We start from the raw sequence: 25,885 nt of genomic DNA on the forward strand, positions 1-25,885 counted from the left end.
CTCAGCCGTTAGGGCCTACTGTCGCAACGATCGTGACCTGCTTGTTGTCAGGGATTTCCTGGTAAGCCAGTACATGCAGGTTGGGCACCGCCAGACGGCCAAAGCGCGACAGCATCGCGCGTACCGGGCCTGCCACCAACAAGATGACCGGATTGCCTTGCATCTCCTGACGCTGAGCAGCGTCGATCAACGAGCGCTGGAGCTTCTCTGCCATGCTGGGCTCCAGCAAAACGCCCTCTTCCTGGCCTTGTCCGGCCTTCTGCAAACTATTGAGCAATATTTGTTCCAACCTGGGCTCCAGGGTGATAACAGGCAGCTCGGAGTCAACGCCTACAATGCTTTGCACGATGGCACGAGACAAGCCCACGCGTACGGCGGCAACCAAAGCGGCAGTATCTTGACTCTTATGAGCATTGTTGGCGACGGCTTCGGCAATACTGCGGATATCCCGCACTGGCACCTGTTCGGCCAACAAGGCCTGCAGCACCTTGAGCAATTGCGACAGGCTCAACACCCCCGGCACCAGTTCTTCGGCCAGTTTGGGCGAGGACTTGGCCAGCAGCTGCATCAACTGCTGAACTTCTTCATGACCAATCAACTCATGGGAGTGTTTGTACAGGATCTGGTTAAGGTGCGTTGCCACTACGGTACTGGCGTCCACTACGGTATAGCCCAGTGACTGCGCCTGGCTGCGCTGGCTGACCTCGATCCACACCGCTTCCAGACCAAAGGCCGGGTCTTTGGTGGTAATCCCGTTAAGCGTGCCAAATACCTGCCCCGGATTGATCGCCATCTCGCGGTCCGGATAGATTTCGGCCTCCGCCAGAATCACTCCCATCAGGGTCAGGCGATAGGCGCTGGGGGCCAGGTCGAGATTGTCACGGATATGCACGGTGGGCATCAGAAAGCCCAGGTCCTGGGACAGCTTCTTGCGCACCCCCTTGATCCGCGCCAGTAACTGGCCACCCTGGTTGCGATCCACCAACGGGATCAGGCGATAACCGACCTCAAGCCCGATCATGTCGATGGGGGTAACGTCATCCCAGCCCAGCTCCTTGGTTTCCTGGGCGCGGGCTGGCGAAGGCAGCAGCTCCTGCTGGCGCTTGACCTCTGCCAGGGCCTGGACCTTGACCACGTTCTGTTTTTTCCACATCAGGTACGCCGCACCACCGGCGACTGCAGCCAGGCTCAGGAAGGAGAAATGCGGCATGCCGGGCACGATGCCCATGATGGCCATGATGCCTGCCGAGACAGCCAGCGCCTTGGGTGAGGTAAACATCTGCCGGTTGATCTGCTTGCCCATGTCTTCGGAGCCCGAAGCACGGGTCACCATGATCGCGGCAGCCGTGGACAGCAACAGGGACGGCAATTGCGCCACCAAACCGTCACCGATGGTGAGCAAGGCGTACACCTTGCCGGCTTCGCTGAAGCTCATGCCGTGCTGGAAAATCCCAACTGCCATGCCGCCGATCAGGTTGATAAACAGGATCAACAGACCGGCGATGGCATCACCGCGCACGAATTTGCTGGCACCGTCCATCGAGCCATAGAACTCGGCTTCCTGGGCGACTTCCTGACGGCGCATCTTGGCCTGATTCTGGTCGATAAGGCCGGCATTGAGGTCGGCGTCAATGGCCATCTGCTTGCCGGGCATGGCGTCGAGGGTGAAGCGCGCACTCACTTCCGAGATGCGCCCGGCGCCCTTGGTCACGACCACGAAGTTGATGATCATCAGGATCGCAAACACCACGATGCCCACCACGTAGTTGCCGCCGATCACCACCTCGCCGAAGGCCTGGATCACCTTGCCCGCGGCGGCGTGGCCTTCCTGACCGTGGAGCATCACCACCCGCGTGGAGGCCACGTTGAGCGCCAGCCGCATCAGCGTGGCCACCAGCAGGATGGTGGGGAACACGGCAAAATCCAGCGGCCGCAAGGCGTAGACGCACACCAGCAACACCACGATGGACAGCGCGATATTGAAGGTAAAAAACACATCCAGCAAAAAGGCGGGGATCGGCAACATCATCATTGCCAGCATCACCAGCAACAACAGCGGCACACCCAACTGTCCCTGACCCAGGCCGGCCAGACCGCTGCGAGCGGTGTTGATTAACTGAGAGCGATCCAATGACATTGCGGCAAACCTTTAGCAAACTTTTGACGCCATATGCGCCGTGGAGCCTGCCACTGCAAGAAACCTTCCAACTTTGGCAAATGGCCATATGGAAGGCTTGCAGGGTGTGCGAATCCTTGTAGTGCCGATGAGCGCAGCAGGGCTGAAACCAGGAAAAAACGCCGTTCATTGCCAATAAGGGAGAATCCTTCCCCCTTGTGCTGTTGCAGCTTTTATTTTGCAGCCGATGGGATGGCTCTTACTTGGCGAGTCAAGGAAACTCCACCACAAGAGTACCGCTCCCAGCAAAAGGGCCGGCAGGTGGAAAAGTGCCACGTTTACGAAAAAGAGAAAAAGTATATTCCTCCGTTGTTTCACCGTTGATCAAATAGACATAATAACTGAGCCCGGAAGACGGTAAAATAATTGCATCATCACTTTTACGAATCATGGCGATGGCTATATCAGGCTTGCCCGATACAAAACCTTCAGCACTGAATATAGAAGGCGTTGCCACCAGTTTAAGCCTGGCGCTTTGAAGAGCCCTGTCACACACAAATTTTACGCCGACCGTTTTCCGGGCAAGTGAAGTGCTCGCACTTATTCCGATGGCCGCGGGATCCACAGAACCAAAATCAACATTAACGGGCCTGTTATCATTGATAGCACACTCCGCTGGAACAGGTGGTGTTGTGTCCAAACTGTTGCGTGCCCTGATTTGAACGTACATCGAAAATGGCGCATACGAAGCATGGGTGAAATTATACAGCTTGAAAAAATGAAAGTTACCGATCACATCACCCGCGTCAATTTTAATGTTCAAGCCTGGACTTGAAGAAAGTTTGAGATACATACCAAGCCAGAAAAAATAGTTAGGTCCACCTCTAGAGCCTTCGGCAAGGTACCTGCCAGGCCCCAAAGGCCAAGGGTATTCGTTCCCGCCAACAATCATCCCGGAGGAGAAAGCAGAAAATTTTGGAGCCTGATTAAACGTATCAGAGGTTGAAGCTATCCACTCCCGATAACTAAGAGGAAACGTCACCGGGAAATTATGCCTGCACACGGTCGGCACAGCACTTTTCATAGTAACCCTGCTATTTTCCGCATCCAGTTTTACGTCAGTGTAGATAATAAGAGTTTCTGCTCTCATATCCCTCCAGACCCGGTCATCCGTTTGGCAATGAACAGCAAAAGCAACTTGTGCAAACAGCCAAAAAAATACGCCAGCAAAACACCTCATAATATTCACGACTTTTGATCCTGTATGTAGTTTTACCTCGACACGCGTCTTGGGGGCATCCAGCGCAAATATAAACACCGCCACAAATCCATCCAGATCAGGTTAAGAGTCCAAGTCAACAACTATAGTATTTTCCACACCAAAGGTGATCAATGATACGCAGTGCAAACACGTCAGTTTATTGTCGGTGCCTCATCTGCCTTTACTTCTCAGCGCAGTGATATGACTATCGTTGCGGAAGCCGAAAAAACTCCTCCCGCAAGAGTGCTACCCGGTTTTGCCACCAGCACCGCTTCCATTTGAGGCAAAGTTGGGTATGTAAAATTAACGGGACTGTTAAGGGACCAGGTTGCACCCCCCACCAGGAACTTGATCCCGAGATTACTTTTACTGGTCATCAACAACGCGCGATCAAAACTGGCTCCACCCCCCTGCAACTCTATTGTCATGTCATTGGTTGGCTGCGGCCCGCACGTCACTGTATAAGGCACCTGCTTGCGATAATTGACCCCATCGATCTGTGCAGCTACCAGATTGCTGCCGAAAGGGACAGTGAGCGTGTTGTTGCCATTAACAATGCAAGGCGCAGGCGCAAGGATTACCCCACTCACATTCACGGCCACCTCCGAGGTACGCGCCGTAACACTCTGGCCAAGAGACAGACACAGACAATAGCAAGTGATTGCAAAACGCGAAGTTACCGACCTGATCATCGTTGCGCCCTCACTCATAAATAAGCCTGAAATCAACCCGGGCCCGAAACGCGCCATTGCTCAGTGCTGTGGCAGTGCGCGTGGGTTGCACCTGCCACGTCAGGGTGTCGCTGCCATGCGCCAGAAACAAAGGCTCTCCACGAGCGCCCAAACGCACATCCCGGCCAAGGGCATCGGTCAGGCGCAGGCCCATGCCGGTGACACCCTGAACTTTGACCAAACGCGGATCATCCTTATCGGAAGGCGCCAGAAAAGCGACGGACACCACCGGCTGATAGGCACTCCACACCAGATTGCCCGTGCGCTCATTCAGGAGGCTGCCGGATGCGCGCATGCAATCGACAAAGCGCAACTGCAAAACCACGGGCGATGCCATATCGCCCGGGCGCATCAATTGGCTGCGGGGCACATTTCCAAGGTCCACGGCCTGGTCTGCCGAGGCCATGTCCAGGACGCAAGGGGAATTGATCAGTGAGCCCGAAATATCCAGAACTCCACTCATCCCTTGAATCTCGGCCTGGCCCTGGGCGGCATGCAACGTCAGCAACAAGGCACTCATGGCCGTCACCGTACAAGGTTTCATGACGCCTCTTCTGAGGCGCGCACTAGTCATCGGTCGTAGACACATTTGCGTCCACCTTGCAGGTGTTGCCAGTGCAACTGAACGCCAGTGCCGGGCGGCCGCCGTAATCATTTACATAGGTCAGCCAGGGTTTACTACCCAGTGCCGCCGCACTCACGCCCAGCTTGAGCGTGCCTTTTGGCAGCACCATCAGCGGCTCAAAACCGGGAGAGGTTTTGCCCTCTTTGCTGCTGCGGACATCGATCAGCGTGATGTAGTACGGGGTAGGATTATTGACTTGAAAGTCATCGGCCTCACGGGTCAGGATCAGTTGTTTCTGCCAGGGGTCCGAGCGTTCCTGCTGGCTCGGCACTATCGAAGCCGGACGATAAAAAAGCTTGATGCGGGTCTGCAGGGCGATCTGCAGGCTGTTGGCCTTGTCGCTACGGGGCGGAATTTCGCGCAAATTGAAGTAATAGACGGTCTCCCGGTCCTGGGGCAGCGACTTGACCGCAGGTAACGCCTGAACTTTCACCTGGCTTTTTTTACCGGGCTCCAGGCGCTGGACCGGTGGCAACACGATCAGCGGCGAGGTGATCTTGTTGCCTTGCTCATCCTCGATCCAGCCCTGGGCCAGGTAAGGCAACTGGGTGTTGTTGTTGGTGATGGTCATGCTCGCGGCATCCTTGCTGCCATCAAACACGACCCGGGTTCGATCAAGACCAATGGCGGCATTGACGTTGCCGGTCTGCGACAGCATCAGGAGGACAAGCGACGAGTACGCGCAACTGAACGTTTTAATTTTCATGACTTTTTCTCGCTATCAACAATCCTGCCCAGAGAGGCTGACGCGGGCATGGTCTTGTCCGCTGCGACCCCCTGGCAGGACAGACTGAGGGTGGAAGCCAATCCGTCGACCGGTAAATCTTCAGGCATTACAAAGGTGCAACGCTCGGCACCACCCCAACTGACTATCATCCGCCCGCCGGGCTGAATACCACTGAGGTAGACGCTGCCAGCATCATTGACGATGCCGGTGCCCTGCTGTTTTTCGTTTTTCACCATGGCGCCGAACGGCGGCACGCTGCCATCAGGCAGGCTTAACACAGCCATGGCCTTGAGCCCGGCAATCACCTCCAGCGTGCGATAACCGATGGCGCCCTCTGTCAGGGTCAACTGGGTCATGGACTCTGTCGCCTCCACATCGGCAGGCAAGCTTTCCAGATCGACACTGGCCGCAGTGCGCGTAAAGCTGCCGACATCCGAGACAACAGCCTTGCCGAAGGCATTGCTGCGCGTCGGGCTGCCATAGCCCCGGATCGGCACGCCAGGTACTCCACCGGTATCGATCATCAACCGGGTACCGCCCGTACCCGCAGTTCGATGCCCTGCGCCACCGTATGGCGTCAGTGTGCCGCCACCACGAGCAGACAGGGTGAGGCTGTTGTAGCTGTTCTCTTGCAGGGCAGCGCTGATGGAGACATCCGCCTGATCACCGGCATGGTTCAGGTACCCGCTAACCGAGGTGTTGCTTGCCGACAGTTGATAGCTGTTGCGCTGATCGAGCCGGTCACTGTAGTTCGTGGAATAGTTATTTTGGCCCTGAGAGCTACTGTTGACGCTGCTGGTGAGCGTCCCGGAGCGACCCATTGGCAGGCTTACTGACAGGTACATACCGGTGTGGTTGCTGGAGATGCCACTGTGCTGGTTTTTCTCCTGATTACGGAAAGCGTTCAGGGAAAGGCTCATGTTTCTTATCGAGCCCACGCTGAAATAGCGCGCCAGGGACAAGTTCCATCGCTCACTGCTCGGACGATCCCAATAGGACTGGTTGCTGTAGCTCAGATAAGCGGTAAGCCCCATATCCCGAAACTGCTTGTTGACTGTCGCAGTGTAAAGCGACTTGCTGCCCCCCACCGGACCACCGTAATGGCGCGCATTCAGGTACTCGCTCATGCTCATGTAGTTTTTTTGGGAAAAACGGTAACCCGCAAAGGTGACCTGACTGTCGTACTGGTCGAAGTTTTTCGAATAGCTCAACTGAAAGGAATCGCCCGACAAGGACGTGCCCTGCAGCTTGGCGCTGGCCCGGGTCACATCGAATGAGATCGCTCCCAAGGCCAGCAGGTCGCGCCCCACCCCTACAGAAAGCGCCGTGTAATTATTGTCACTGAGACCACCGCCATACAGGGACCAGCCATTGCTTACGCCCCAGGAGAATTCGCCTGCACCGAAGACGTCGCCCTGCCCTCCGTTGTGAAGAGAAGACGGTCGACCGCTGGCCAGTTTGTAACGCACAGTGCCGGGACGCGTCAGGTAGGGAATGTTGGCCGACTCAACCTGGAAGGTGGTGACGCTGCCGTCCTGCTCTTCGACGCGCACCTCCAGGGTCCCGGTTACGGCATCATTCAGATCCCGAATACGAAAAGGGCCCGCCGCAACCAGCGCTTCATAAAGCACACGGCCTTGCTGGCTGATAATGACCCTGGCATTGGTTTTGGCAACGCCGACAACTTCCGGTGCATAGCCACGCAAATTGGGCGGCAACTGGTTGTCATCCGAGTTGAGTGCAACGCCGGTAAAACGGAAGCTGTCGAACACGTTCGAATACAGGTAGTTTTCTCCCAGAGTCAGACGCGCCTGAATCGCAGGCAGCGCTCGATAGGCATAAAAGCGGCTCCACTCCAGCCGTCGCGCACGACTGTAGCTTTCGTCTTCGATACGGCCCTGCCAGTCTGCACGCAAGCGCCAGGGGCCCGCGTTTGCGCCGAACGTGCCATTGCCGCTCAAGTCGGTTTGACGGGCTGAGCCCTTCCGCCCGCTGGACTTGGCCGTGAGGTTGTAATCCATCAGAACGCCCGGCACGCCGTTGTCCCACCGGGAAGGCGGATCCCAGTTCCGGGCGTTGTACTCCAGATAGGCTTGCGGCACGGAAATATGCAGGCTAGAGGTCGCCAGATCGCCACTGACTTCCATGCCCGCCAGGCTATTGATATGCAGGCACTCGCCGCTCTTCCACCAGCCGAGCCGAGCTTGCATTTCAGGCTTGAGCCCCAGTTGCTCAACCAGCTCGGTCGACAGGCAGGCCTGGCTACCTTTGGGGTCATCGTCAGGAGGGTAAAAAGCTATGCGCTGCTCAGGCAGCCATTGCGAGTTGACCTGCACCTGCAGCGGATAAACGCCAGGCAAGATAAAACCGCTGCGAGAAAATTGGGACAAGTCGATATTGGTACGATCGCTGAGGTCCAGAATATCGGTATTGAACTGAATCTCATCCCCGGCCCATACCTCAGCGCCCAGCGACATCAATCCGCTCAACACGCCGGTGCGCAGTATCATTTGGGCGGCTGAGAGATCCCGCCCGGTAAACAGCCCGTACATTCAGAAATACTCCAGGCGGAAACGCACCGCAGTTCGGTGAGAACCAACCGCTACAGGACGACCATTGCCAACCAGTTGAAGGGTGTAATGCAGCTCCTGGTCCGCTCCGGTCAGAGGCGCCAGGGGCATGGGTACTCCCGGGATGCTTTCCTGCCCTTGGGTATCGGCAATACGCAGGGCCAACCCCCGGGCCGCTCCGCCAATGGCAAACAAGCGCCCGCTGGCATCCGCCAGGCCATCAAACGTCACCCTTACATGCTGCCAGTCAGGCAAGTAACTGCCTGGACGAAAAGAGTCAGGCCTGGCCAATGAGCATTTAATTAAACGCAATGTGAATATCTTTGGCAAAGATTGACCCTGACGAATAAGTTGCCCCATGGGCAAAGGGTCGAATTCAACGAGTTGATAAGCGCTACTCGCATCAAGTGCACACGCAGAATCAACAATTTGCCCTTCAAGTGTTACGCGCCCACCCCCCTGACTTGCTAGTGCAGTACACACACCGAAACCCAACGTTATAAACACAAAGAACGAGGTAACCACTACTGAAATCGAGAGTGCTTTCACAGGAAACTCCCACCTGCAATTGCCCTGCTGTCGAACTTCCTACAACAGGGCAACCGGACAACCTACTGATATGCCAGCGCGAAGTTCGTAACAGCAGTAAAAGTACCTGTACCTACAGTAGTGGTTGTAGATGTTTGACCTTTCAACTGAGCACCAAAGGTCAGCGTATTGCTACCCGCCGTAATACCTTTCGGGCGGGTTGCAGTACCCAGCGTTATGGCGGTACCGTCGAACTCGGTCAGAAGGATGCCCGCACCGGCAACGCCGTTCAGGGCCAATGCTCCTGGCACTGCTGTCGCCCCCGTACCGGTAAAGGTGGCCTTGACTGTATTGTCGGTGAGACCGGTCAATGAACAACCGGTCAACTCGATGTTGAAATATTGCTTGGTACCGATGCCACCATTATTCAGCTGAGATTTGGACACCGAACCCAGCGGAACAGGTTGATCCACACTTTCAGGTGTAATGGAGCAGGCCGACTCCAAAATTTCACCGCTAAACGTGACAGTACCCGATCCTGCTCCCGCAGCACTGGCAACTGATGCCGAACAAGCCAGCAACACCATAGACGCCAAAGCAGACTTGGCAGACTTCATTGCAACACCCATCAAACACCCCCTACAAAAATGCATTACAACAATTGTTTAATAAACTGAAGATTTAGTTTAAGTTTAAATCCCGACACTTATTCATACCCCAAGGAAATAAAAGCGAAAGCCATTAGCTGACTTTTACCCATCCCCACACACCGAAGTAAGAAGCAACTAAACTAACAGCTAACTTTCAAACAATAAGTAAGGCACTTCCAACTGTCTTGTAGGATCCCACCTAATACAAGATAGATATATAACACCGCACTAGCAGAGATTATTTGACGGAGGCGAATTTAAAAGTAACTACTCGACGCAAAATACCTGCACTCCACCCCGTCAACTGACACGCTACTCGTCACGGCGCAAATCCGCCGGGATCGGCAAGTCCTTGAGGGGGTCCGGGCGCTTGCCCTTGCCGGCCTGGTACTGGCGGATCTGGTAGACGTAGGCCAGCACCTGGGCCACGGCCAGGTACAAGCCGGCGGGGATTTCCTGCTCCAGCTCCGTGGAGTAATAGATCGACCGCGCCAGCGCCGGCGACTCCAGCAGCAGGATGTTGTGCTTGGTACCGATCTCGCGAATTTTCAGCGCCAGGAAGTCACTGCCCTTGGCCAGCAACATCGGCGCCCCGCCCTTCTCCGGGTCGTACTTGAGGGCCACGGCGTAGTGGGTCGGGTTGGTGATTATGACGTCGGCATCCGGGATCGCCGCCATCATGCGCCGCTGGGACATTTCACGCTGCACCTGACGTATGCGCTGCTTGACCTCCGGGCGCCCTTCCTGATCCTTGTGCTCGTCGCGTACTTCCTGCTTGGTCATCAGCAATTTCTGATGGCTTTCCCATAGCTGTACCGGTACGTCCACCGCAGCGATCAGGATCAATCCGCAGGCCATCCACAACGCACTCCAACCCACCACTTGCAGGCTGTGGATCACTGCCAGTTCCAGCGGCTCATGGGCGATGCGCAGCAGGTCATCGATGTCGGACTTCAACACCAGCAAGGCCACGATCAGGATGATAAAGAATTTGGCCAGGGCCTTGAGCAGCTCCACCAGCGCCTTGGCCGAGAACATGCGCTTGATCCCGGCGGCCGGGTTCATGCGGCTGAATTTGGGCGCCAGGCTGCCCGCAGCAAAGAGCCAGCCGCCAAGGGATATCGGGCCGACCAGGGCCGCGATCAACAACGTGATCAGTACTGGCTGCACCGCGATCAAGGCGATTTTCCCTGAATGCAGCAGAAACGCGCCCATGGAATCCGGATTAAGCAGCACTTCGCGGCTCAAGCTGAAGTTGTAACGCATCAGCTCCATCAAATCCTGCGCCAGCGCACCGCCAAAAATCAGCAAGCCCGCCGAACCAGCCAGCATGATGGCCAGGGTGTTCAGCTCTTTGGAACGTGCAATTTCACCCTTTTCCCTGGAGTCCTTTTTTCGTTTCTCCGTGGGGTCTTCTGTTTTATCGGCGCCACTCTCGCTTTCGGCCATGGCTATCTGGCCTGCGCAAGATCACGTAAAAACTGCAGGGCCTCAGAGGCCAGCGGTTGATACTGGTTGAGAATGTCCGCCATGCTGATCCACAGGATCACCATGCCCAGCACCAGGGTCAGCGGAAAACCGATGGCAAAGATATTCAGTTGCGGCGCGGCCCGGGTCATTACGCCGAAGGCAATGTTGACCACCAGCAGCGCAGTGATCGCCGGCAGTACCAGAAGCAACGCCGCACCCAGCACCCAGCCGAGTTTATTGGCGATTTCCCAGTAGTGGTTGGGCAACAAGCCACCGCCCACCGGCAAGGTGGTGAAGCTCTCGGTCAACACTTCAAATACAACCAGATGGCCATTCATGGACAAAAACAGCAAGGTCACCAGCATGGTGAAAAACTGCCCGATTACTGCCACGTTGACCCCGTTGGCCGGGTCGACCATGGACGCAAAGCCCATGCCCATCTGGATCGCGACAATTTGCCCGGCGACCACGAACGCATGAAAAAACAGCTGCAATGCAAACCCCAGTAACGCACCGATGACGATTTGCTCGGCAATCAGCATCAGGCCACTGAGATCCAGCGGGTTGACGGCGGGCAACGGCGGCAGGCTGGGCATGATTGCCAGGGTAATCGCCAGGGACAAAAACAACTTGATGCGTTTGGGCACCAGGGTGGTGCCGATGATCGGCATGGTGGTCAGCAGCGCGCCCACCCGGAATAGCGGCAGCATAAAGCTGGCGACCCAGGTACTGATCTGCGCGTCTGTCAGGGCGAGCAGCGACATTTAGCCGATCAACTGCGGAATGCTGCCGTACAACTGCAGGATGTATTCCATAAAGGTCTGCACCAGCCACGGCCCGGCCACGATCAGGGTGACCAGCATCACCAGCAAGCGTGGGAGGAAGCTCAGGGTCTGTTCGTTGATCTGGGTCGCGGCCTGGAACATCGCCACCAGCAACCCCACCAGCAAGCTGGGTATTACCAGCACGGCAACCATCAGGGTGGTCAGCCACAACGCACTGCGAAACAGGTCTACCGCGACTTCTGGGGTCATGGGGTCAAACTCCGCCGAAACTGCTGGCCAGGGTGCCGATAATCAGCGCCCAGCCATCCACCAGTACAAACAGCATGATTTTAAACGGCAACGAGATGATCAGTGGCGAGAGCATCATCATGCCCATGGCCATCAGCACACTGGCCACTACCAGGTCGATAATCAGAAACGGAATAAAGATCATAAAACCGATCTGGAAGGCGGTTTTAAGCTCCGAGGTGACAAACGCCGGCACCAGAATGGTCAGGGGTGCGGCATCCGGGGTGGCGATATCGGTACGTTTGGACAGGCGCATAAACAGCTCAAGGTCGCTGCTGCGGGTCTGCGCCAGCATAAAGTCCTTGATCGGCACTTCAGCCTTGAGGATCGCATCCTGGGCCGAGAGCTTTTCGGCCAGATAGGGCTGCAAGGCATCGTTGTTTACCCGATCGAAAACCGGCGCCATGATAAACAGGGTCAAAAACAGCGCCATGCCGGTAAGGATCTGGTTCGATGGGGTTTGTTGCAAGCCCAGGGCCTGGCGCAGGATCGAAAACACAATGATGATCCGCGTAAAGCTGGTCATCAACATGACAAATGCCGGAATAAAGCTCAGCGCAGTCATGATCAGCAGGATTTGCAGGCTGACCGAGTACTCCTGCTGACCATTGGCCCCGGTGCCCAGGGTTATCGCCGGAATCGACAACGGGTCAGCCCCGAATGCCAATGGCGCGGCCAGTGCCAACAACAGCGCGACTACAAAACGCATCAAGGCTTGTCCTTTTGCTGACCGAGTATTTCCATCAGGCGCTTGGCAAACTCGGGGGTGGCCGGTTGCGCACTACCCGGCACCTGCACCGGCTCCTTGAGCACATGCAGCGGGGTTATCCGGCCCGGCGTAAGGCCGAGCAGGATCTGTTCATTGCCCACCTGCACCAGCACCAGCCGGTCCCGCGCACCCAGGGCCCGGGAGCTGATCAGTTCGATCACCTGGCCCTGGCGCGGGCCCGCCTGCTGTACACGGCGCAGCAACCAGGCCAGGGCGAAAATCAGCCCCAGCACCAGCAGCAGACCCAGTACCAGCTGGGTCAGCTGCCCGCCAACACTGGCGCCAGCCACCGGAGCCGCTGCGGTCGCAACCACCGGCTCGGCCGCCAGCACACTCAAGGGCAAGCCCAGTAAACCGCCAAGTAGCCGTTTCATTCAGCGCAGCTTCTTGATGCGTTCACTTGGGCTGATCACGTCGGTCAGACGGATGCCGAACTTCTCGTTGACCACCACCACTTCACCGTGGGCAATCAGGGTGCCGTTGACCAGCACATCCAGTGGTTCGCCGGCCAGACGGTCCAGCTCGATCACCGAGCCCTGATTGAGTTGCAGCAGGTTGCGGATATTGATGTCGGTACTTCCCACTTCCATGGAGATCGACACCGGAATATCCAGAATCACGTCGAGGTTGGGGCCATCCAGGGTCACCGGCTGGTTGTTGCGCGGCACACTGCCGAACTCTTCCATCGGCAGTCGGCTGGAAGAGGGCTTGGTTGCCGCATCGGCCGCCAGTAGCGCGTCGATATCGGCCTGGCCAACATCGCCGGTTTCTTCCAGCGCAGCTGCCCATTCATCAGCCAGCGCCTGGTCTGCAGCGGTTGTATCGTGTTCGTTAGCCATGGGGGTGTCCTCGGCGGGCATTCAATCATTAGCACAGCAAATTCTTGTGGCCAGGCGCCTAGCGCCGACCGATGGGCTCAACCACTTGCAAGGCCAGATTGCCTTTGTGCGAGCCCAGTTTGACCTTGAATGACGGCACGCCATTGGCACGCATCACCAGTTCATCTTCCAGCTCGATGGGGATCACGTCGCCGGGCTGCATATGCAAAATATCGCGCAGGCGTAACTGGCGGCGGGCCACGGTGGCGCTCAGCGGCACACTGACGTCGAGCACGTCTTCGCGCAGGGCCTTGCTCCAGCGTTCGTCCTGATCGTCGAGGTCGGACTGGAAACCGGCGTCGAGCATTTCGCGCACCGGCTCGATCATCGAGTACGGCATGGTCACATGCAGGTCGCCGCCACCGCCGTCGAGTTCGATATGGAAGGTCGACACCACAATGGCTTCGCTGGGCCCGACGATATTGGCCATGGCCGGGTTAACTTCAGAGTTGATGTACTCGAAATTGACTTCCATGATCGCCTGCCAGGCTTCCTTCAAGTCGATAAAGGCCTGCTCCAGCACCATGCGTACCACGCGCAATTCGGTGGGGGTGAATTCACGGCCTTCGATCTTGGCGTGACGGCCATCGCCGCCAAAAAAGTTGTCCACCAGCTTGAACACCAGCTTGGCGTCGAGGATAAACAGCGCCGTTCCGCGCAGCGGCTTGATTTTGACCAGGTTGAGACTGGTGGGCACATACAGCGAATGCACGTACTCGCCGAACTTCATCACCTGCACCCCGCCCACCGCCACATCCGCCGAGCGGCGCAACAGGTTGAACATGCTGATGCGGGTGTAACGGGCAAAACGCTCGTTGATCATTTCCAGGGTCGGCATGCGACCCCGGACAATACGATCCTGACTGGTCAGGTCGTAGCTTTTGACACTGCCGGGCTCGGCAGCGGTTTCGGCCTGTACCAGACCGTCATCGACGCCATGCAGCAGCGCGTCAATCTCATCCTGGGACAGCAGGTCTTGCACGGCCATGTCGTGATCCTACTGCAATACAAAGTTAGTAAAGAGCGCCTGATCGATAACCACTTTGCCGAGTTCTTTTTGCGCAACTTCCTGCACGCTGGCAGTGGTTTTCTGGCGCAATATTTCCTGGCCAACCGGTGTGGCGAGGTCGTCAAAGGCCTGCCCGGAAAACAGCATCACCAGGTTGTTGCGAATCACCGGTATATGCACCATCAGCGCCTTGAGATCGGCAGGGTCGCGCGCTTGCAGGGTCACACTGACTTGCATATAGCGCTGACGGCCATTGGCGTTGAAGTTGACCACAAAGGCCGGGGCCATCGGTTCATAGAGGGCAGGCAGCTTGACGTTCACGTCAGCTTGCGGCACAGCTTCGCTCTTGGGGCTGTGCATGAAATACCAGGTGGCGCCAACAGACAGGCCAATCGCCAGCAGCACAGCCACGACGATCAGGATAATCAGCTTGAGTTTGCCTTTAACAGCGGGGTCTTTTACTGCGTCGCTCGTCGCCATGCCAATAATCCGTCACTTTTCGGTTTTCACAGGTGCCGAGGGTAGGCAGAGCAAGTGTTATGCCAGAAGTGGAGGGATCGAAGGCTTCACGCCAATTCAAATTGCGTAGCAGCTGGCGAAGGAACACTGCAACTGTGGGAGCGAGCCTGCTCGCGAAGGTCGTTCGCGAGCAGGCTCGCACCCACAATAGGGCTTGACCTGCAACAGAGTATCTACAGGTGTTTTAGTGCTAGCGCTTACGCGTAGTAATCCACCGCGCTGGAGCCCAGCACCACGCTTGGCGCAACCGCAGCCACTTCCACCGGCTCGTCATCAACAAAGCTGTCCAGTCGCTGGCCACCGCTACCGCTACGGGCCTGTTGCTCCTGGCCCTGCTGGCCTTGCCAGTTGCGCTGCTGATCCGACACGTTGACGTCCACCTGGCCCATGCCCTGCTGAGCGAGCATTTCGCGCAAGCGGTGCATCTGACTGTCCAGCGCCTCACGCACACCGGCGTGGCCACTCACAAAGTTGACCTGCGCCGACTGGTCAGCCGCAATATTGACCCGAATATCCAGACGCCCCAGTTCGGCAGGCTCCAGCTGGATATCGGCTGATTTGAGGTTGGCGCTGGAGAGGTACATCACGCGGTTTACAACTTCTTCGGACCAGCCGCTCTGATGCATGGCCAACGGCTGGTTGACCGGCAGCGCATTGGTAGTTTTCGGCACCGCCGCCTGGGTCAGCGCCGCCAGGCGGTTGGCGAAGTCATCCACACGGGTATCGCTGGAGGCGCTTTTCAGGTCCTTGAGACCCTCATCGACCAGGCCTTTAAAGGATTTCTCGCCCCCTTCACCAGTGGTCGAGTCATCGCTTTTATCATCGACCAGCATGGCTATCCCGCTGGCCTGCCCCTGGGCTGCGGCAGGAGCCGCGTCGCTTGATGGAGTTTTGACCGGGGACTGGCTACTGGCCGATACATGCCCGCCCTGCTCCATCGCCAGGCGCACGGCAGGCATTGCGTCCAGAGGATCGGCTTGAGGATCGAAGGTGTCGTCTTCGGCCGCCAGCGGTGGCGGTGCCTGGGCCGCCAGTTGTGCCACTTGCACCTCAGGGGTGGCCGGTTGCGCGGGCGGCGCAGCCTCAACAGCCGGCACCGGCACTGGCACCACCGGCTGCGTGGCCAGCGGATCGGCCGTTGCCACGTCATCGCCCGGCTTGTCAGTACTGTCATCCTGATCAGTGCTGACTGCGCCTTCCGTCTTGCCGGCAGGCAAGGGGTTGCCGCTACCGGCAACGGCTGGCGCCGGGTCGGCTGCCTGGGCATAGACCTTTGCAAAAGGCTGCGCATCAGCCTTGGCAGGCTGCACAGGACTGCCCGCCGAGGCTTTAGGGGCTGCGGCGGCAGGTGTCAGAAGCAGGGTTTGGGCAGCAACGGGCATTAACGGCTCTCCGCTGTACGGCTGGCATGGGTACAGGTCAGAGAGTCACAGCAAGGTTCGGGCCAGCTTTAGTGCACAGTCAGCGGGATACAAAATGCGGCGATACCGAACGCTGGCGCTCGGCGCGATACAGGCGCCGGACCATCTGGTATTCATCGTCGATTTTGATCACCAGCTCCTGGATTTCGGCCAGTTGCTTCTTTTGCGCACGCTCTTCAAGCAGGCCGCACAAATGTGCCAGGCGAATGGCACCCATATTGCTGCTGCTGCCTTTGAAACTATGGGCAACCAGCGTCAGGTCGCAAGCCTCGCGGGCGTTGTGCAGTTGGCCAAGACGCTCTTCGGAGTCGGAGAGGAAGGTGTCCAGCAGGTCGGTAAACCCTCCCTCCATCACGTCTCGCAACGCATTGACCACTTTCGGGTCCATATGAATGTCAGACACTTGCTCACTCCTTGATCAAGAATGAGCGGATTATGCCAGACCCCCCCACGAAAACTCCACGGTCGCGCTACGACCATCAGGTGCCCAGCGTGCTGCAGGGCAGAGTTGACGCACCAGGCTCACCCCGCGTCCCGACAGACGGTCTAAATCCAGTGGCCTGGCCATCACCCTGGCAACATCAAAACCCGCACCACTGTCTTCTACCTGGATCAGCAGGCGACCGCTTTCGCCGATCGGCTCGACTTGCAACGAGAACCGCACAAACCCGTACTTGAGCGTTGCCAGACGCTCCTTGCGCTGCTGATAGTAATGGGCAAAGCCCCCTGTATCGCGCTTGAGCCGTGAATCGAGGCCCAACACCCCGTGCTCCAGGGCATTGCTGTAGAGCTCGGCAAGCACCGCATGAATCACCGGCCCCTGGGCGCGCAGCCCGTGGACTTCCATCAGCAACTGCAACACGTAAGGCAGTGGATTGAACTGCTGCAGGCTGGGCGCCCGAAACTCGAAGCTGGCCGACCAGTCCCGCGGGCTGCATTGGCCACTGTCGGAATAGACAATCGCCGGCACCCCCAAAAAAGCCGGCAGCTGTGAAGTGATCTGCACCATGCTCACATCATCCCGGGCCTGCCCCTGAAAATCCCGCAAAGCCTGTTCGACCTCGGCAATCAGTTGCAACGGATGCCGATTGGCATCCAGCACCCGCTCCAGGCGCTCAACCCCGAACAATTGCTGATTGGGGCCACAGGTATCGATCACACCGTCGGTCAATAAAAACACCTGATCACCGGGCAGCATCGGCAACACCTGGGTGGTATGGTCAAACACTTCGGCGCGCAAGACACCCAACGGCAAGTGCTGCGAGGTCAGTGCCGTGCGCTGACCGCTGAGTGCCGCTTGCAAATAGCCATCGGGCATACCGCCATTCCAGACTTCGACGCAGCGCCGCTGGGCACTTACACAGAGCAACGCGGCGCAACAGAACATGTCCACGGGAAGGATGCGCTTAAGCTTGGCGTTCATTTCCCTGAGTATTTCCGCCAAACCGTAGCCCTTGGCCGTCATGCTGTAGAACACCTCGGCCAGAGGCATGGCGCCAATCGCCGCAGGCAAACCGTGGCCGGTAAAGTCGGCGAGCAGCAGATGGGTATCCCCTGAGGGCGTATAGGCGGCCAACAGCAAATCGCCATTGAACAAGGCATAGGGCGATTGCAGATAACGGATATTGGGGGCATCGAGACAGCCCGAGTGCGCCACCCGGTCAAATACGGCTTTCGCCACCCGCTGTTCGTTGAGCAAGTAGTCGTTGTGCCGGGCGATCTGGTCGCGCTGCTGCACTATCGTTTGCTGCAGCCTGCGCAGGCGCTGCATCGATCCGCTCAATTGATATCGAACAACTTGTCGAAATTGGAAACGCCCAGAATCTTGCGCACATCCGGGCTGCTGTTGACCACGCGAATATCAGAATCATCACCGCCGACATGCTCACGCAACAGCAGCAGCATGCCCAGGGCCGAGCTGTCGAGATAGGTGGCATCCTTCAAATCCACCACTACGCAGGCGGGCGCGGGGCTGAGTTCTTCGTAAGCGTCACGAAATTCCTGGTGCTTGGCAAAGTCGAACCGGCCCTTGATGGCGATCGTCAGCTTACTGCCATCTGCCGAGACTTCAGATGTCACTGCCATGTGAATTGCTCCCGAGATAGTCAGTGCAACTATAGACGCTTCTGTGAGCACCGCCGCAGGCCAATACCCGTAGCAGCTGCTACGGGATGCAGAGGACGTACGCGATCAGTACACGTCTTTGCGCGGCAAGCGCTGGGACAGTTCGTCCATCAGCTTTTGCTCGCGCTTGTCTTCCAGCTGGCGCGCTTCGTCGGCGTAGCGCTGTACCAGTTTGCGCAGCCCCTCAACCCGGGCATAGGCCTGTTGCCAGGTCTCGCGGGCCTTGTCGAGATTGTTCTGATGCCACACCAGGCTTTGACGCTGCTGGCCAACGGCGGTTTCCAACTGGCCGAGGAAGTACTGATAGTTACGCAGCCATTGGCCCGTGACTCCCTGGCTGCCGCGGTCTACCCATTGCGCCTGGTATTCCCCGCGGAAATTTTCCAGATCACCCAGTTTGCTGTTGGCCAGGTTGACCTGCCCCTGGAAGTGACCCAGACGCTGGGCCGCAGCCTTCTCGGTCTTTTCCGCCATGTCCACCACCGGCGCCAGACGCGAAGCCCTGTTGTCACTGGCCATGGTCGATTAACCTCCGGCTGCCGGGGCGAAGATACTGCCCAGATGACCGCCGCTTTCGGCCAGGCTGATATTGTCGTTCAACCCCTGGCGCAGATACCCCACCATCGCCGGTTGCAGGGCAATGGCGGTATCGGTCTCGCGATCGCCGCCCGGCACATAGGCGCCCACGCTGATCAAGTCCCGCGCCTGCTGGAAGCGCGACCACAGCTGCTTGAACTGCTGGGCGCGGCGCATATGCTCTTCACTGACCACCGAGGGCATGACCCGGCTGATGGATGCTTCAATATCGATGGCCGGGTAATGGCCCTCTTCGGCCAATCGACGGGATAACACAATATGACCGTCGAGCACGCCCCGCGCCGAATCGGCAATCGGGTCCTGCTGGTCATCCCCTTCAGACAGCACGGTGTAAAACGCGGTGATCGAACCACCCCCGGCCTCGGCGTTGCCGGCGCGCTCCACCAGCTTGGGCAGCTTGGCAAACACCGACGGCGGATAGCCCTTGGTCGCGGGCGGCTCGCCAATGGCCAGGGCGATTTCCCGCTGGGCCTGGGCGAATCGGGTCAGGGAGTCCATCAGCAACAGGACGTTCTTGCCCTTGTCGCGAAAATATTCGGCAATCCGCGTGCAATACATCGCCGCGCGCAAACGCATCAAGGGCGCATCATCGGCAGGCGATGCCACCACCACCGAGCGCTTGATGCCTTCGGCACCCAGGATATGTTCGATAAATTCCTTTACCTCACGGCCCCGCTCGCCGATCAGGCCCACCACGATAATGTCGGCCTCGGTAAAGCGGGTCATCATGCCCAGCAACACACTCTTGCCCACGCCTGTACCGGCAAACAGGCCCAGACGCTGGCCGCGACCCACCGTCAATAAACCGTTGATGCTGCGAATGCCCACGTCCAGCGGCACGCTGATGGGGTCGCGCTTGAGCGGGTTGATGGTGGGGCCGTCCAGCGGCACCCAGTCTTCGGCCTTCATCGGCCCCTTGCCGTCCAGCGCACGGCCGGCGCCATCGAGCACCCGCCCGAGCATGCTCATGCCCATCGGCAGGCGACCATTATCGGCCAGCGGCACCACTCGGGCGCCCGGCGCAATGCCGGCGACACTGCCTACGGGCATCAGAAAAATTTTACTGCCACTAAAGCCCATTACCTCAGCTTCGACTTCTACCGGGTGAAAGCTGTCGTCGTTGATCACCAGGCAACGGCTGCCCATGGCCGCGCGCAGGCCTTCGGCCTCCAGGGTCAGACCGACCATGCGCAGCAGGCGCCCTTCAACCACCGGCTGCACCGGCAAGGACACCGCCGGAGCGTAGCTGCCCAGGCGCTTGGCAAAACTGGTGCGCTTAAGGTGCATCAAGATCGATGTCGATATCAGGCGCCGCCGGGTGCAGGGCCTGTTCGTGGAGCTGGTCAAGCAACTGGCTCATGGCCTGCTTGATCCGTGTTTCGATACTGGCATCGATGCGGCTGTGCTCGGTTTCAATGCGACAGCCTCCCGGTTGCAGGCTGTCGTCTTCGACAATCCGCCATTGCTCGTCATGACGCTCACGCAGGGCCTTGATCTGGTCAAAGTCCTGCGGATTGATAAACAGGCGAATATTCTCGGCGCCCATCGGCAAGAGCTTCAAACCCTCGCGCAGCACTTGCCCGATCTGGCTCGAATCGGTTTTCAGCTCGCGCTGGATCACTTGCCGGGTCATGTGCTCGACCAGCCCGATCATGGCTTTTTCAAGCTGCTGATCCTGCTCGGCAAGCGGTGCCAGCAGGCTGCCCATCAGGCGCTCGAGGCTGGCAACCTTGGCCGTCAGGGCCACTTCGGCTTCCTGGCGAACCTTGAGCTGGGTGCTATGAAAACCTTCTTTCTCACCCGTGGCGAAGCCTTCGTTGTAGGCCTCCTGGCGAATGCTTTCGAGCTCTTCAAGGGTCAACGGCTGGACTTCTTCCAGCGGCACCTCTTCCATCTCGGGCAGTTCTTCAACCGGCTCGGGTTCGGGCTCTGCTTCGGGCTCGCGCCACGGATCGAAGCTGGGCAGGCCCCAGACATCAAAAGCACCGACATCCTTGGCACGGATTACATCACCGGGGGTTTCGCCGCTGCTCACTTAGATCATCTCTTCGCCGCCCTTCCCGCCGAGAGCAATTTCTCCGGCTTCGGCCATACGGCGGGCGATGGTGAGGATTTCCTTCTGCGCAGTCTCGACATCGCTGACGCGCACCGGGCCTTTGGCTTCCAGATCGTCGCGCAGCAATTCGGCGGCACGCTTGGACATGTTCTTGAAGATCTTTTCCTGCACGTTCTCGTCGGAGCCCTTGAGCGCCAGTACCAGTACGTCAGAAGACACTTCCCGGAGCAACGCCTGGATACCGCGGTCGTCGACATCGGCCAGGTTGTTGAACACGAACATGAGGTCTTCGATCTGGCCCGAAAGGTCTTCGTCGATATCCCGGATCGAGTCCATCAACTGCGCTTCCATCGAGCTGTCGAGGAAGTTCATGATATCGGCCGCGCGCTTGACCCCACCCAAGGAGGTACGCGCCGCGTTGGAATTACCGGAGAACTGCTTCTCGAGGATCTGGTTAAGCTCCTTGAGCGCCGCCGGTTGCACGGTGTTGAGCGACGAGACCCGCAGGATGATGTCCAGGCGCGCCTTCTGGTCAAAGTGGCCGAGCACTTCACCCGCCTGGTCAGGGTCGAGGTAAGCCACCACAATGGCCTGGATTTGCGGGTGCTCAAAGCGGATCACATCGGCAACGGCACGCGGTTCCATCCACTTGAGGCTATCCAGGCCGCTGGTGTTGCCACCCAGCAGGATGCGGTCGATCAGGCCGTTGGCCTTGTCTTCGCCCAGGGCCGAGGTGAGCATTTTGCGGATGTAGCTGTCCGAGCCCACGCCGAGGCTGGTCTGGTCGCCGACGATCTCGACGAATTCGCTCATCACCTGCTCGACCTGCTCGCGGTGCACGTTGCGCATTTGCGCCATCGCCACACCCACCCGCTGGACCTCCTTGGGGCCCATGTGGCGCAGCACCTGGGCGGCATCGGATTCGCCCAGCGACAGGAGCAAAATGGCGGCCTTGTCGACCCGGGTCAACTTGGCGTTGGCGGCGGCGCGGTTATCACTCATCGGCATTGATCCACTCTTTTACTACCTGGGCCACACGGCCCGGATCTTCTGCGACCAGACTCTTGATTGCATTCAACTGCGCGTCATAGCCTTCGCTGGGGCTTGGCAACATGATGCTTTGCGGGCCGCCAAGGCTGACACGGTCGTTGGCCAGCTCGCCATCCAGACCGCCCAGGCCGCCCATCTCGGCATCACTGCCAATACCGGCCACCTGCTTGTTGCGGCCGTGACCGGTGATGTTGTTGAGCACCGGGCGCAACACACCGAACACCAGCACCAGAATGAACAGCACGCCGAGCACTTGCTTGACCACATCCCAGAACCAGGGCTGGGAATAGAACGGGATATCGGCAATCACTTCACCCCGCTCGGTGGAGAACGGCACATTGATCACGCTGACGCTGTCGCCACGGCTGGCATCGAAGCCCACGGCGTCCTGCACCAGACGGGTAAAGCGCGCCAGCTGATCGGTGGTCCATGGCACCTGGGTGATTTCACCGTTGGCCGGGTTGACGCTGATCTTGTCGTCGATCACCACCGCCACCGACAGGCGATTGACCCTGCCCTGCTGCTGTTTGGTGTGGCTGATGGAGCGGTCAAGCTCGAAGTTGCGGGTCGACTGCGAACGTTTGTCGGCCGGGTACGGCGCCAGCATTGGCTGGCCGGTGCCCGGATCCATGATTTGCTGGCCGTTGGCATCGAGCAACGGCTGGCCCGGCTGGATCATCCCCGCCCCGCCAGCAGCTCCCTGGCCGGTTTGCTGCGGTGCGCTGGCCGGGCTCGGCGGTTGATTGCTCAGGGCCCCCGGCACACCTTGCGGGCCGTTGCTGGCAGTACGCTGCTCGCTGGTCGATTGCTCGCTGCGCAGGGCTGGCTGGTCTGGGTTGAACTGCTCGGAGGTGGACTCGACCGCACTGAAATCAACATCGGCCGACACTTCGGCCTTGTAGCGGTCATTGCCCAGCACCGGCTGCAGAATGTTGTGCACGCGCTGGGTAAGCATGCCTTCCATGCGGCGACTGTAGTCGAACTGCTTGCCGGCCATGGTCAGCTCGGAATTTTCACCCTGATCCGACAGCAGATTGCCTTTTTGGTCGACCACGGTGATCTGCGACTTGCTCAACTCGGGCACGCTGGTAGCCACCAGGTTGACGATCGCCAGCACCTGCCCAGGCTCCAGTGAGCGGCCCGAGTACAGCTCTACCAGTACCGAAGCGCTGGGTTTGCGCTCATCACGGACAAACACCGAGCTTTTCGGAATGGCCAGGTGAACCCGCGCGCCCTTGACGTTGTTGAGGCTGGAAATGGTCCGTGCCAGCTCGCCTTCAAGCCCACGACGATAGCGTGTGGCCTCCATAAACTGGCTGGTGCCCAGGCCCTGGTCCTTGTCGAGAATCTCGAAACCGATATTGCCGTCGGTGGGCGTCACGCCTGCGGCGGCCAGTTTGAGGCGGGCACGGGAGACGTCATCGGCCTTGACCAGCAAGGCGCCAGAATTAGGTTCGACGGTGTAGGCAATGTCTGCAGCGGCCAGGGTTTCCATGACCTGCTTGGCATCCATACCGGCCAGGCTGCCGTACAGCGGCCGGTAGTCGGGTTGCTGGGACCACAGCACCACGGCAAAACCGATCGCCACGCTCGCCGCCAGACCGACCATCAGGCCGACCTGACGCAGCATGGTCATGTCGCCCAGATTGTCGAGAAAGGTCAGGCCAAACAGCGGTTTGCCGCCTGCGCCTGCTTTGGCCGGAACGTTATCCGGGAGTGCATCTGCCATGACTTGATATCGCCCTTAAACCGGCATCTGCATGATGTCTTGGTAAGCCTGAACCAGCTTGTTACGTACTTGGGTCAAGGCCTGAAAGGAAACGCTGGCCTTCTGGGAGGCGATCATCACGTCAGTCAGGTCGACACCGCTTTTACCGATCTCGAACGCGTTGGACAGCTGACTCGACGCCTGCTGGGTTTCGCTGACCTTGTTGATCGCATTACCGAGCATGTCGGAGAAGCTGCTGGCACCCGCTTCGGGAGCGGCCTGCACAGCCGATTTCGGTTGTGCCATGGCGTCCATCTGCATGGCCCGCATGTCCAACATCAATCGATTAAATTCAATACCTTGGCTCATGGACCAGTGCCTCCGACGACCCGCATTTTTTTGACACTTTCACAGCGCATATTGAGGTGTAGCAACAAGGGTGCCAGCTCCTTGCCGTTTTATAACAATTAACGTTACAAAACGTCGCAGACAAGGATAACACCTGCCCCTGCGGGAGCGGGCTTGCCCGCGATTTAATCGACGCGGTGAATCAGGCGCTGCGCGGTGATGCCTTCGCGGGCAAGCCCGCTCCCACAGGGGTTTAGTGACGCTCTCAGGTGGCAGCAAACAAATAAGCCTCAACATCCATCCCCGCATCACGCATTTGCGCCAGCTTGTAGCGCAAGGTGCGCGGGCTGATGCCCAGACGCTCGGAAGCTTCCTTGCGTCGCCCGCGCTCGGCACGCAAGGTGTCGATAATCATCTGGAACTCACGCCGGCGCAGATCATCGCCCAAGCCGCCCGCCGACTCCACAACTTCCACCGCCAGCGGCTCAGGGCGCGTCAATGGCGGCAAAGGTGCACAGGCCACAGGCCCGGCCAGGCAAAAATCTGCCGCCTCGATCAAGCCGCGCTGCTGCAAGATCAGCGCCCGTTGAATCGCGTTATCCAGTTCGCGCACGTTGCCCGGCCACGGGTATGCACTCAGGCACGCCTTGGCATCGGGCGAAAACCCTACAGCAGTGTGCTTCATTTTGCTGATGTGTTTGGCCAGCAGCCGCTCTGCCAGCGGCAGGATATCGGCGATGCGCTCACGCAACGGCCTCCAGGCCAGGGGGAATACCGAAAGGCGGTAGTACAGATCTTCGCGAAAACGCCCCGCTGCCACCTCCCCCGCCAGTTCGCGGTTGGTGGTGGCGACAACACGGATATCCAGCGCAACCGGCTTGCGCCCGCCCACCCGTTCAACTTCGCGCTCTTGCAATACGCGCAGCAGCTTGGCCTGCAAACCCAAGGGCATTTCGGAAATTTCATCCAGCAGCAAGGTGCCGCCATCAGCCTGCTCGAACTTGCCGGCCTGGGCGGCAATGGCGCCGGTGAAGGCGCCTTTTTCATGACCAAACAGGGTCGCCTCGAGCATATTGTCGGGGATCGCCGCACAATTGATCGCCACAAACGGCCGATCCACCCGATGGGAATGCTGGTGGATATAACGCGCCAGCACCTCTTTGCCAGTGCCCGACTCGCCCGAGATCAGTACCGTGGCATCACTGCGCGCCACCCGTGCCGCCAGCTCCAGCAACTGTGCGCTGGCCGGTTCCACCGCCACCGGCCCTTCGCTGTCGGCCACGCCGAGGCTGCCCAGAGCATGGCGGGCCACCAGATCGAGCAAGGCTTTGGGCTCGAACGGCTTGACCAGATAATCCACCGCCCCTTCACGCATGGCATCCACCGCCCGCTCCACCGCACCGTGAGCCGTCATCAGCAGCACCGGCAATTGCGGCTGGCAGGCGCGCAGGCGGGCCAGCAACTGATGGCCATCCATACCGGGCATATTGACGTCACTGATCACCAGGCTGAACGGCTCCAGCATCACCGCAGCCAGGGCTTCTTCCCCCGAACAGACGGCGCGAAAACCGTGACCTGCCAGCAACAGTGTGTCTGCCAGGGCCTCACGCAACGCATGGTCGTCCTCGACCAACAGCACGTTAATTCGCATCACC

27 protein-coding genes are annotated in these 25,885 nt (G+C 58.7%); all 27 read right to left on the bottom strand.

Going from position 1 to position 25,885, the window contains the following annotated elements; genetic code table 11:
• Window position 1: 1 nt before the first annotated feature.
• Window positions 2-2,131, bottom strand: a complete 2,130-nt coding sequence (flhA, locus tag V6L81_RS18520) for a flagellar biosynthesis protein FlhA (protein WP_095002707.1) — start codon at window positions 2,129-2,131, stop codon at window positions 2-4.
• 256 nt (window positions 2,132-2,387) lie between these two features.
• Window positions 2,388-3,440, bottom strand: coding sequence for a fimbrial protein (locus V6L81_RS18525; RefSeq protein WP_095018902.1), 1,053 nt, complete (start codon window positions 3,438-3,440; stop codon window positions 2,388-2,390).
• Between the two features lie 125 nt (window positions 3,441-3,565).
• Complete coding sequence (locus V6L81_RS18530; RefSeq protein ID WP_338660252.1) at window positions 3,566-3,967, bottom strand: fimbrial protein; 402 nt, start codon at window positions 3,965-3,967, stop codon at window positions 3,566-3,568.
• A 112-nt stretch (window positions 3,968-4,079) separates the two neighbouring features.
• The gene (locus V6L81_RS18535) at window positions 4,080-4,652 is read right to left on the bottom strand and encodes a fimbrial protein (RefSeq protein WP_218723679.1); all 573 of its coding nucleotides are present in this window, start codon (window positions 4,650-4,652) and stop codon (window positions 4,080-4,082) included.
• A 22-nt stretch (window positions 4,653-4,674) separates the two neighbouring features.
• The gene (locus V6L81_RS18540; RefSeq protein ID WP_338660253.1) at window positions 4,675-5,439 is read right to left on the bottom strand and encodes a fimbria/pilus periplasmic chaperone; all 765 of its coding nucleotides are present in this window, start codon (window positions 5,437-5,439) and stop codon (window positions 4,675-4,677) included.
• On the bottom strand, window positions 5,436-8,012 hold the full coding sequence (locus V6L81_RS18545) for an outer membrane usher protein (protein WP_338661108.1): 2,577 nt from the start codon (window positions 8,010-8,012) through the stop codon (window positions 5,436-5,438). The genes V6L81_RS18540 and V6L81_RS18545 overlap by 4 nt, the downstream gene beginning before the upstream one ends.
• Window positions 8,013-8,285, bottom strand: coding sequence for a fimbrial protein (locus V6L81_RS18550; protein ID WP_232527673.1), 273 nt, complete (start codon window positions 8,283-8,285; stop codon window positions 8,013-8,015).
• A gap of 356 nt (window positions 8,286-8,641) precedes the next feature.
• Window positions 8,642-9,175, bottom strand: a complete 534-nt coding sequence (locus tag V6L81_RS18555; protein ID WP_095002710.1) for a fimbrial protein — start codon at window positions 9,173-9,175, stop codon at window positions 8,642-8,644.
• Window positions 9,176-9,520: 345 nt separating this feature from the next.
• Window positions 9,521-10,657: a flagellar biosynthesis protein FlhB gene (gene flhB / locus V6L81_RS18560; RefSeq protein ID WP_095002601.1), complete on the bottom strand. Its 1,137-nt coding sequence runs from the start codon at window positions 10,655-10,657 to the stop codon at window positions 9,521-9,523.
• A gap of 2 nt (window positions 10,658-10,659) precedes the next feature.
• Window positions 10,660-11,442 carry a flagellar biosynthetic protein FliR gene (gene fliR, locus V6L81_RS18565; RefSeq protein ID WP_095002602.1) on the bottom strand — a complete coding sequence of 261 codons (783 nt, stop codon included), beginning with the start codon at window positions 11,440-11,442 and terminating at the stop codon, window positions 10,660-10,662.
• Entirely contained in the window at window positions 11,443-11,712 is a 270-nt protein-coding gene (fliQ, locus tag V6L81_RS18570) for a flagellar biosynthesis protein FliQ (RefSeq protein ID WP_095002603.1), read from the bottom strand. It lies immediately after the preceding gene.
• A gap of 4 nt (window positions 11,713-11,716) precedes the next feature.
• On the bottom strand, window positions 11,717-12,460 hold the full coding sequence (gene fliP / locus V6L81_RS18575) for a flagellar type III secretion system pore protein FliP (RefSeq protein ID WP_095002604.1): 744 nt from the start codon (window positions 12,458-12,460) through the stop codon (window positions 11,717-11,719).
• Window positions 12,460-12,894 (bottom strand): flagellar biosynthetic protein FliO, encoded by a 435-nt coding sequence (fliO, locus tag V6L81_RS18580; protein WP_095002605.1) that lies wholly within the window; start codon window positions 12,892-12,894, stop codon window positions 12,460-12,462. Before fliO ends, fliP begins: the two co-directional genes overlap by 1 nt.
• Entirely contained in the window at window positions 12,895-13,359 is a 465-nt protein-coding gene (gene fliN, locus V6L81_RS18585; RefSeq protein WP_095002606.1) for a flagellar motor switch protein FliN, read from the bottom strand.
• 58 nt (window positions 13,360-13,417) lie between these two features.
• Entirely contained in the window at window positions 13,418-14,386 is a 969-nt protein-coding gene (gene fliM / locus V6L81_RS18590) for a flagellar motor switch protein FliM (protein ID WP_019828822.1), read from the bottom strand.
• Between the two features lie 9 nt (window positions 14,387-14,395).
• Window positions 14,396-14,887, bottom strand: a complete 492-nt coding sequence (fliL, locus tag V6L81_RS18595; protein WP_095018906.1) for a flagellar basal body-associated protein FliL — start codon at window positions 14,885-14,887, stop codon at window positions 14,396-14,398.
• Window positions 14,888-15,123: 236 nt separating this feature from the next.
• Complete coding sequence (locus V6L81_RS18600) at window positions 15,124-16,308, bottom strand: flagellar hook-length control protein FliK (protein ID WP_338660256.1); 1,185 nt, start codon at window positions 16,306-16,308, stop codon at window positions 15,124-15,126.
• Between the two features lie 79 nt (window positions 16,309-16,387).
• Entirely contained in the window at window positions 16,388-16,750 is a 363-nt protein-coding gene (locus V6L81_RS18605; RefSeq protein WP_315266549.1) for an Hpt domain-containing protein, read from the bottom strand.
• Window positions 16,751-16,780: 30 nt separating this feature from the next.
• Window positions 16,781-18,118: a SpoIIE family protein phosphatase gene (locus V6L81_RS18610; protein WP_404824638.1), complete on the bottom strand. Its 1,338-nt coding sequence runs from the start codon at window positions 18,116-18,118 to the stop codon at window positions 16,781-16,783.
• Between the two features lie 8 nt (window positions 18,119-18,126).
• Window positions 18,127-18,432 (bottom strand): STAS domain-containing protein, encoded by a 306-nt coding sequence (locus V6L81_RS18615; protein ID WP_095002611.1) that lies wholly within the window; start codon window positions 18,430-18,432, stop codon window positions 18,127-18,129.
• A gap of 105 nt (window positions 18,433-18,537) precedes the next feature.
• Entirely contained in the window at window positions 18,538-18,990 is a 453-nt protein-coding gene (fliJ, locus tag V6L81_RS18620) for a flagellar export protein FliJ (RefSeq protein ID WP_095002612.1), read from the bottom strand.
• 6 nt (window positions 18,991-18,996) lie between these two features.
• Complete coding sequence (gene fliI / locus V6L81_RS18625; RefSeq protein ID WP_095024152.1) at window positions 18,997-20,355, bottom strand: flagellar protein export ATPase FliI; 1,359 nt, start codon at window positions 20,353-20,355, stop codon at window positions 18,997-18,999.
• Window positions 20,345-21,103 carry a flagellar assembly protein FliH gene (fliH, locus tag V6L81_RS18630; protein ID WP_095025521.1) on the bottom strand — a complete coding sequence of 253 codons (759 nt, stop codon included), beginning with the start codon at window positions 21,101-21,103 and terminating at the stop codon, window positions 20,345-20,347. Before fliH ends, fliI begins: the two co-directional genes overlap by 11 nt.
• Window positions 21,104-22,126, bottom strand: coding sequence for a flagellar motor switch protein FliG (gene fliG / locus V6L81_RS18635; RefSeq protein ID WP_083369860.1), 1,023 nt, complete (start codon window positions 22,124-22,126; stop codon window positions 21,104-21,106).
• Complete coding sequence (gene fliF / locus V6L81_RS18640; RefSeq protein ID WP_095002615.1) at window positions 22,119-23,903, bottom strand: flagellar basal-body MS-ring/collar protein FliF; 1,785 nt, start codon at window positions 23,901-23,903, stop codon at window positions 22,119-22,121. The genes fliG and fliF overlap by 8 nt, the downstream gene beginning before the upstream one ends.
• A 15-nt stretch (window positions 23,904-23,918) precedes the next feature.
• The gene (gene fliE / locus V6L81_RS18645) at window positions 23,919-24,251 is read right to left on the bottom strand and encodes a flagellar hook-basal body complex protein FliE (RefSeq protein ID WP_016781577.1); all 333 of its coding nucleotides are present in this window, start codon (window positions 24,249-24,251) and stop codon (window positions 23,919-23,921) included.
• Window positions 24,252-24,495: 244 nt separating this feature from the next.
• Window positions 24,496-25,881, bottom strand: coding sequence for a sigma-54 dependent transcriptional regulator (locus tag V6L81_RS18650; protein WP_271350435.1), 1,386 nt, complete (start codon window positions 25,879-25,881; stop codon window positions 24,496-24,498).
• Window positions 25,882-25,885 lie beyond the last annotated feature (4 nt).

It is taken from the genome of Pseudomonas bubulae (assembly GCF_037023725.1).
GTDB classification, from domain to species: Bacteria; Pseudomonadota; Gammaproteobacteria; order Pseudomonadales; family Pseudomonadaceae; genus Aquipseudomonas; species Aquipseudomonas bubulae.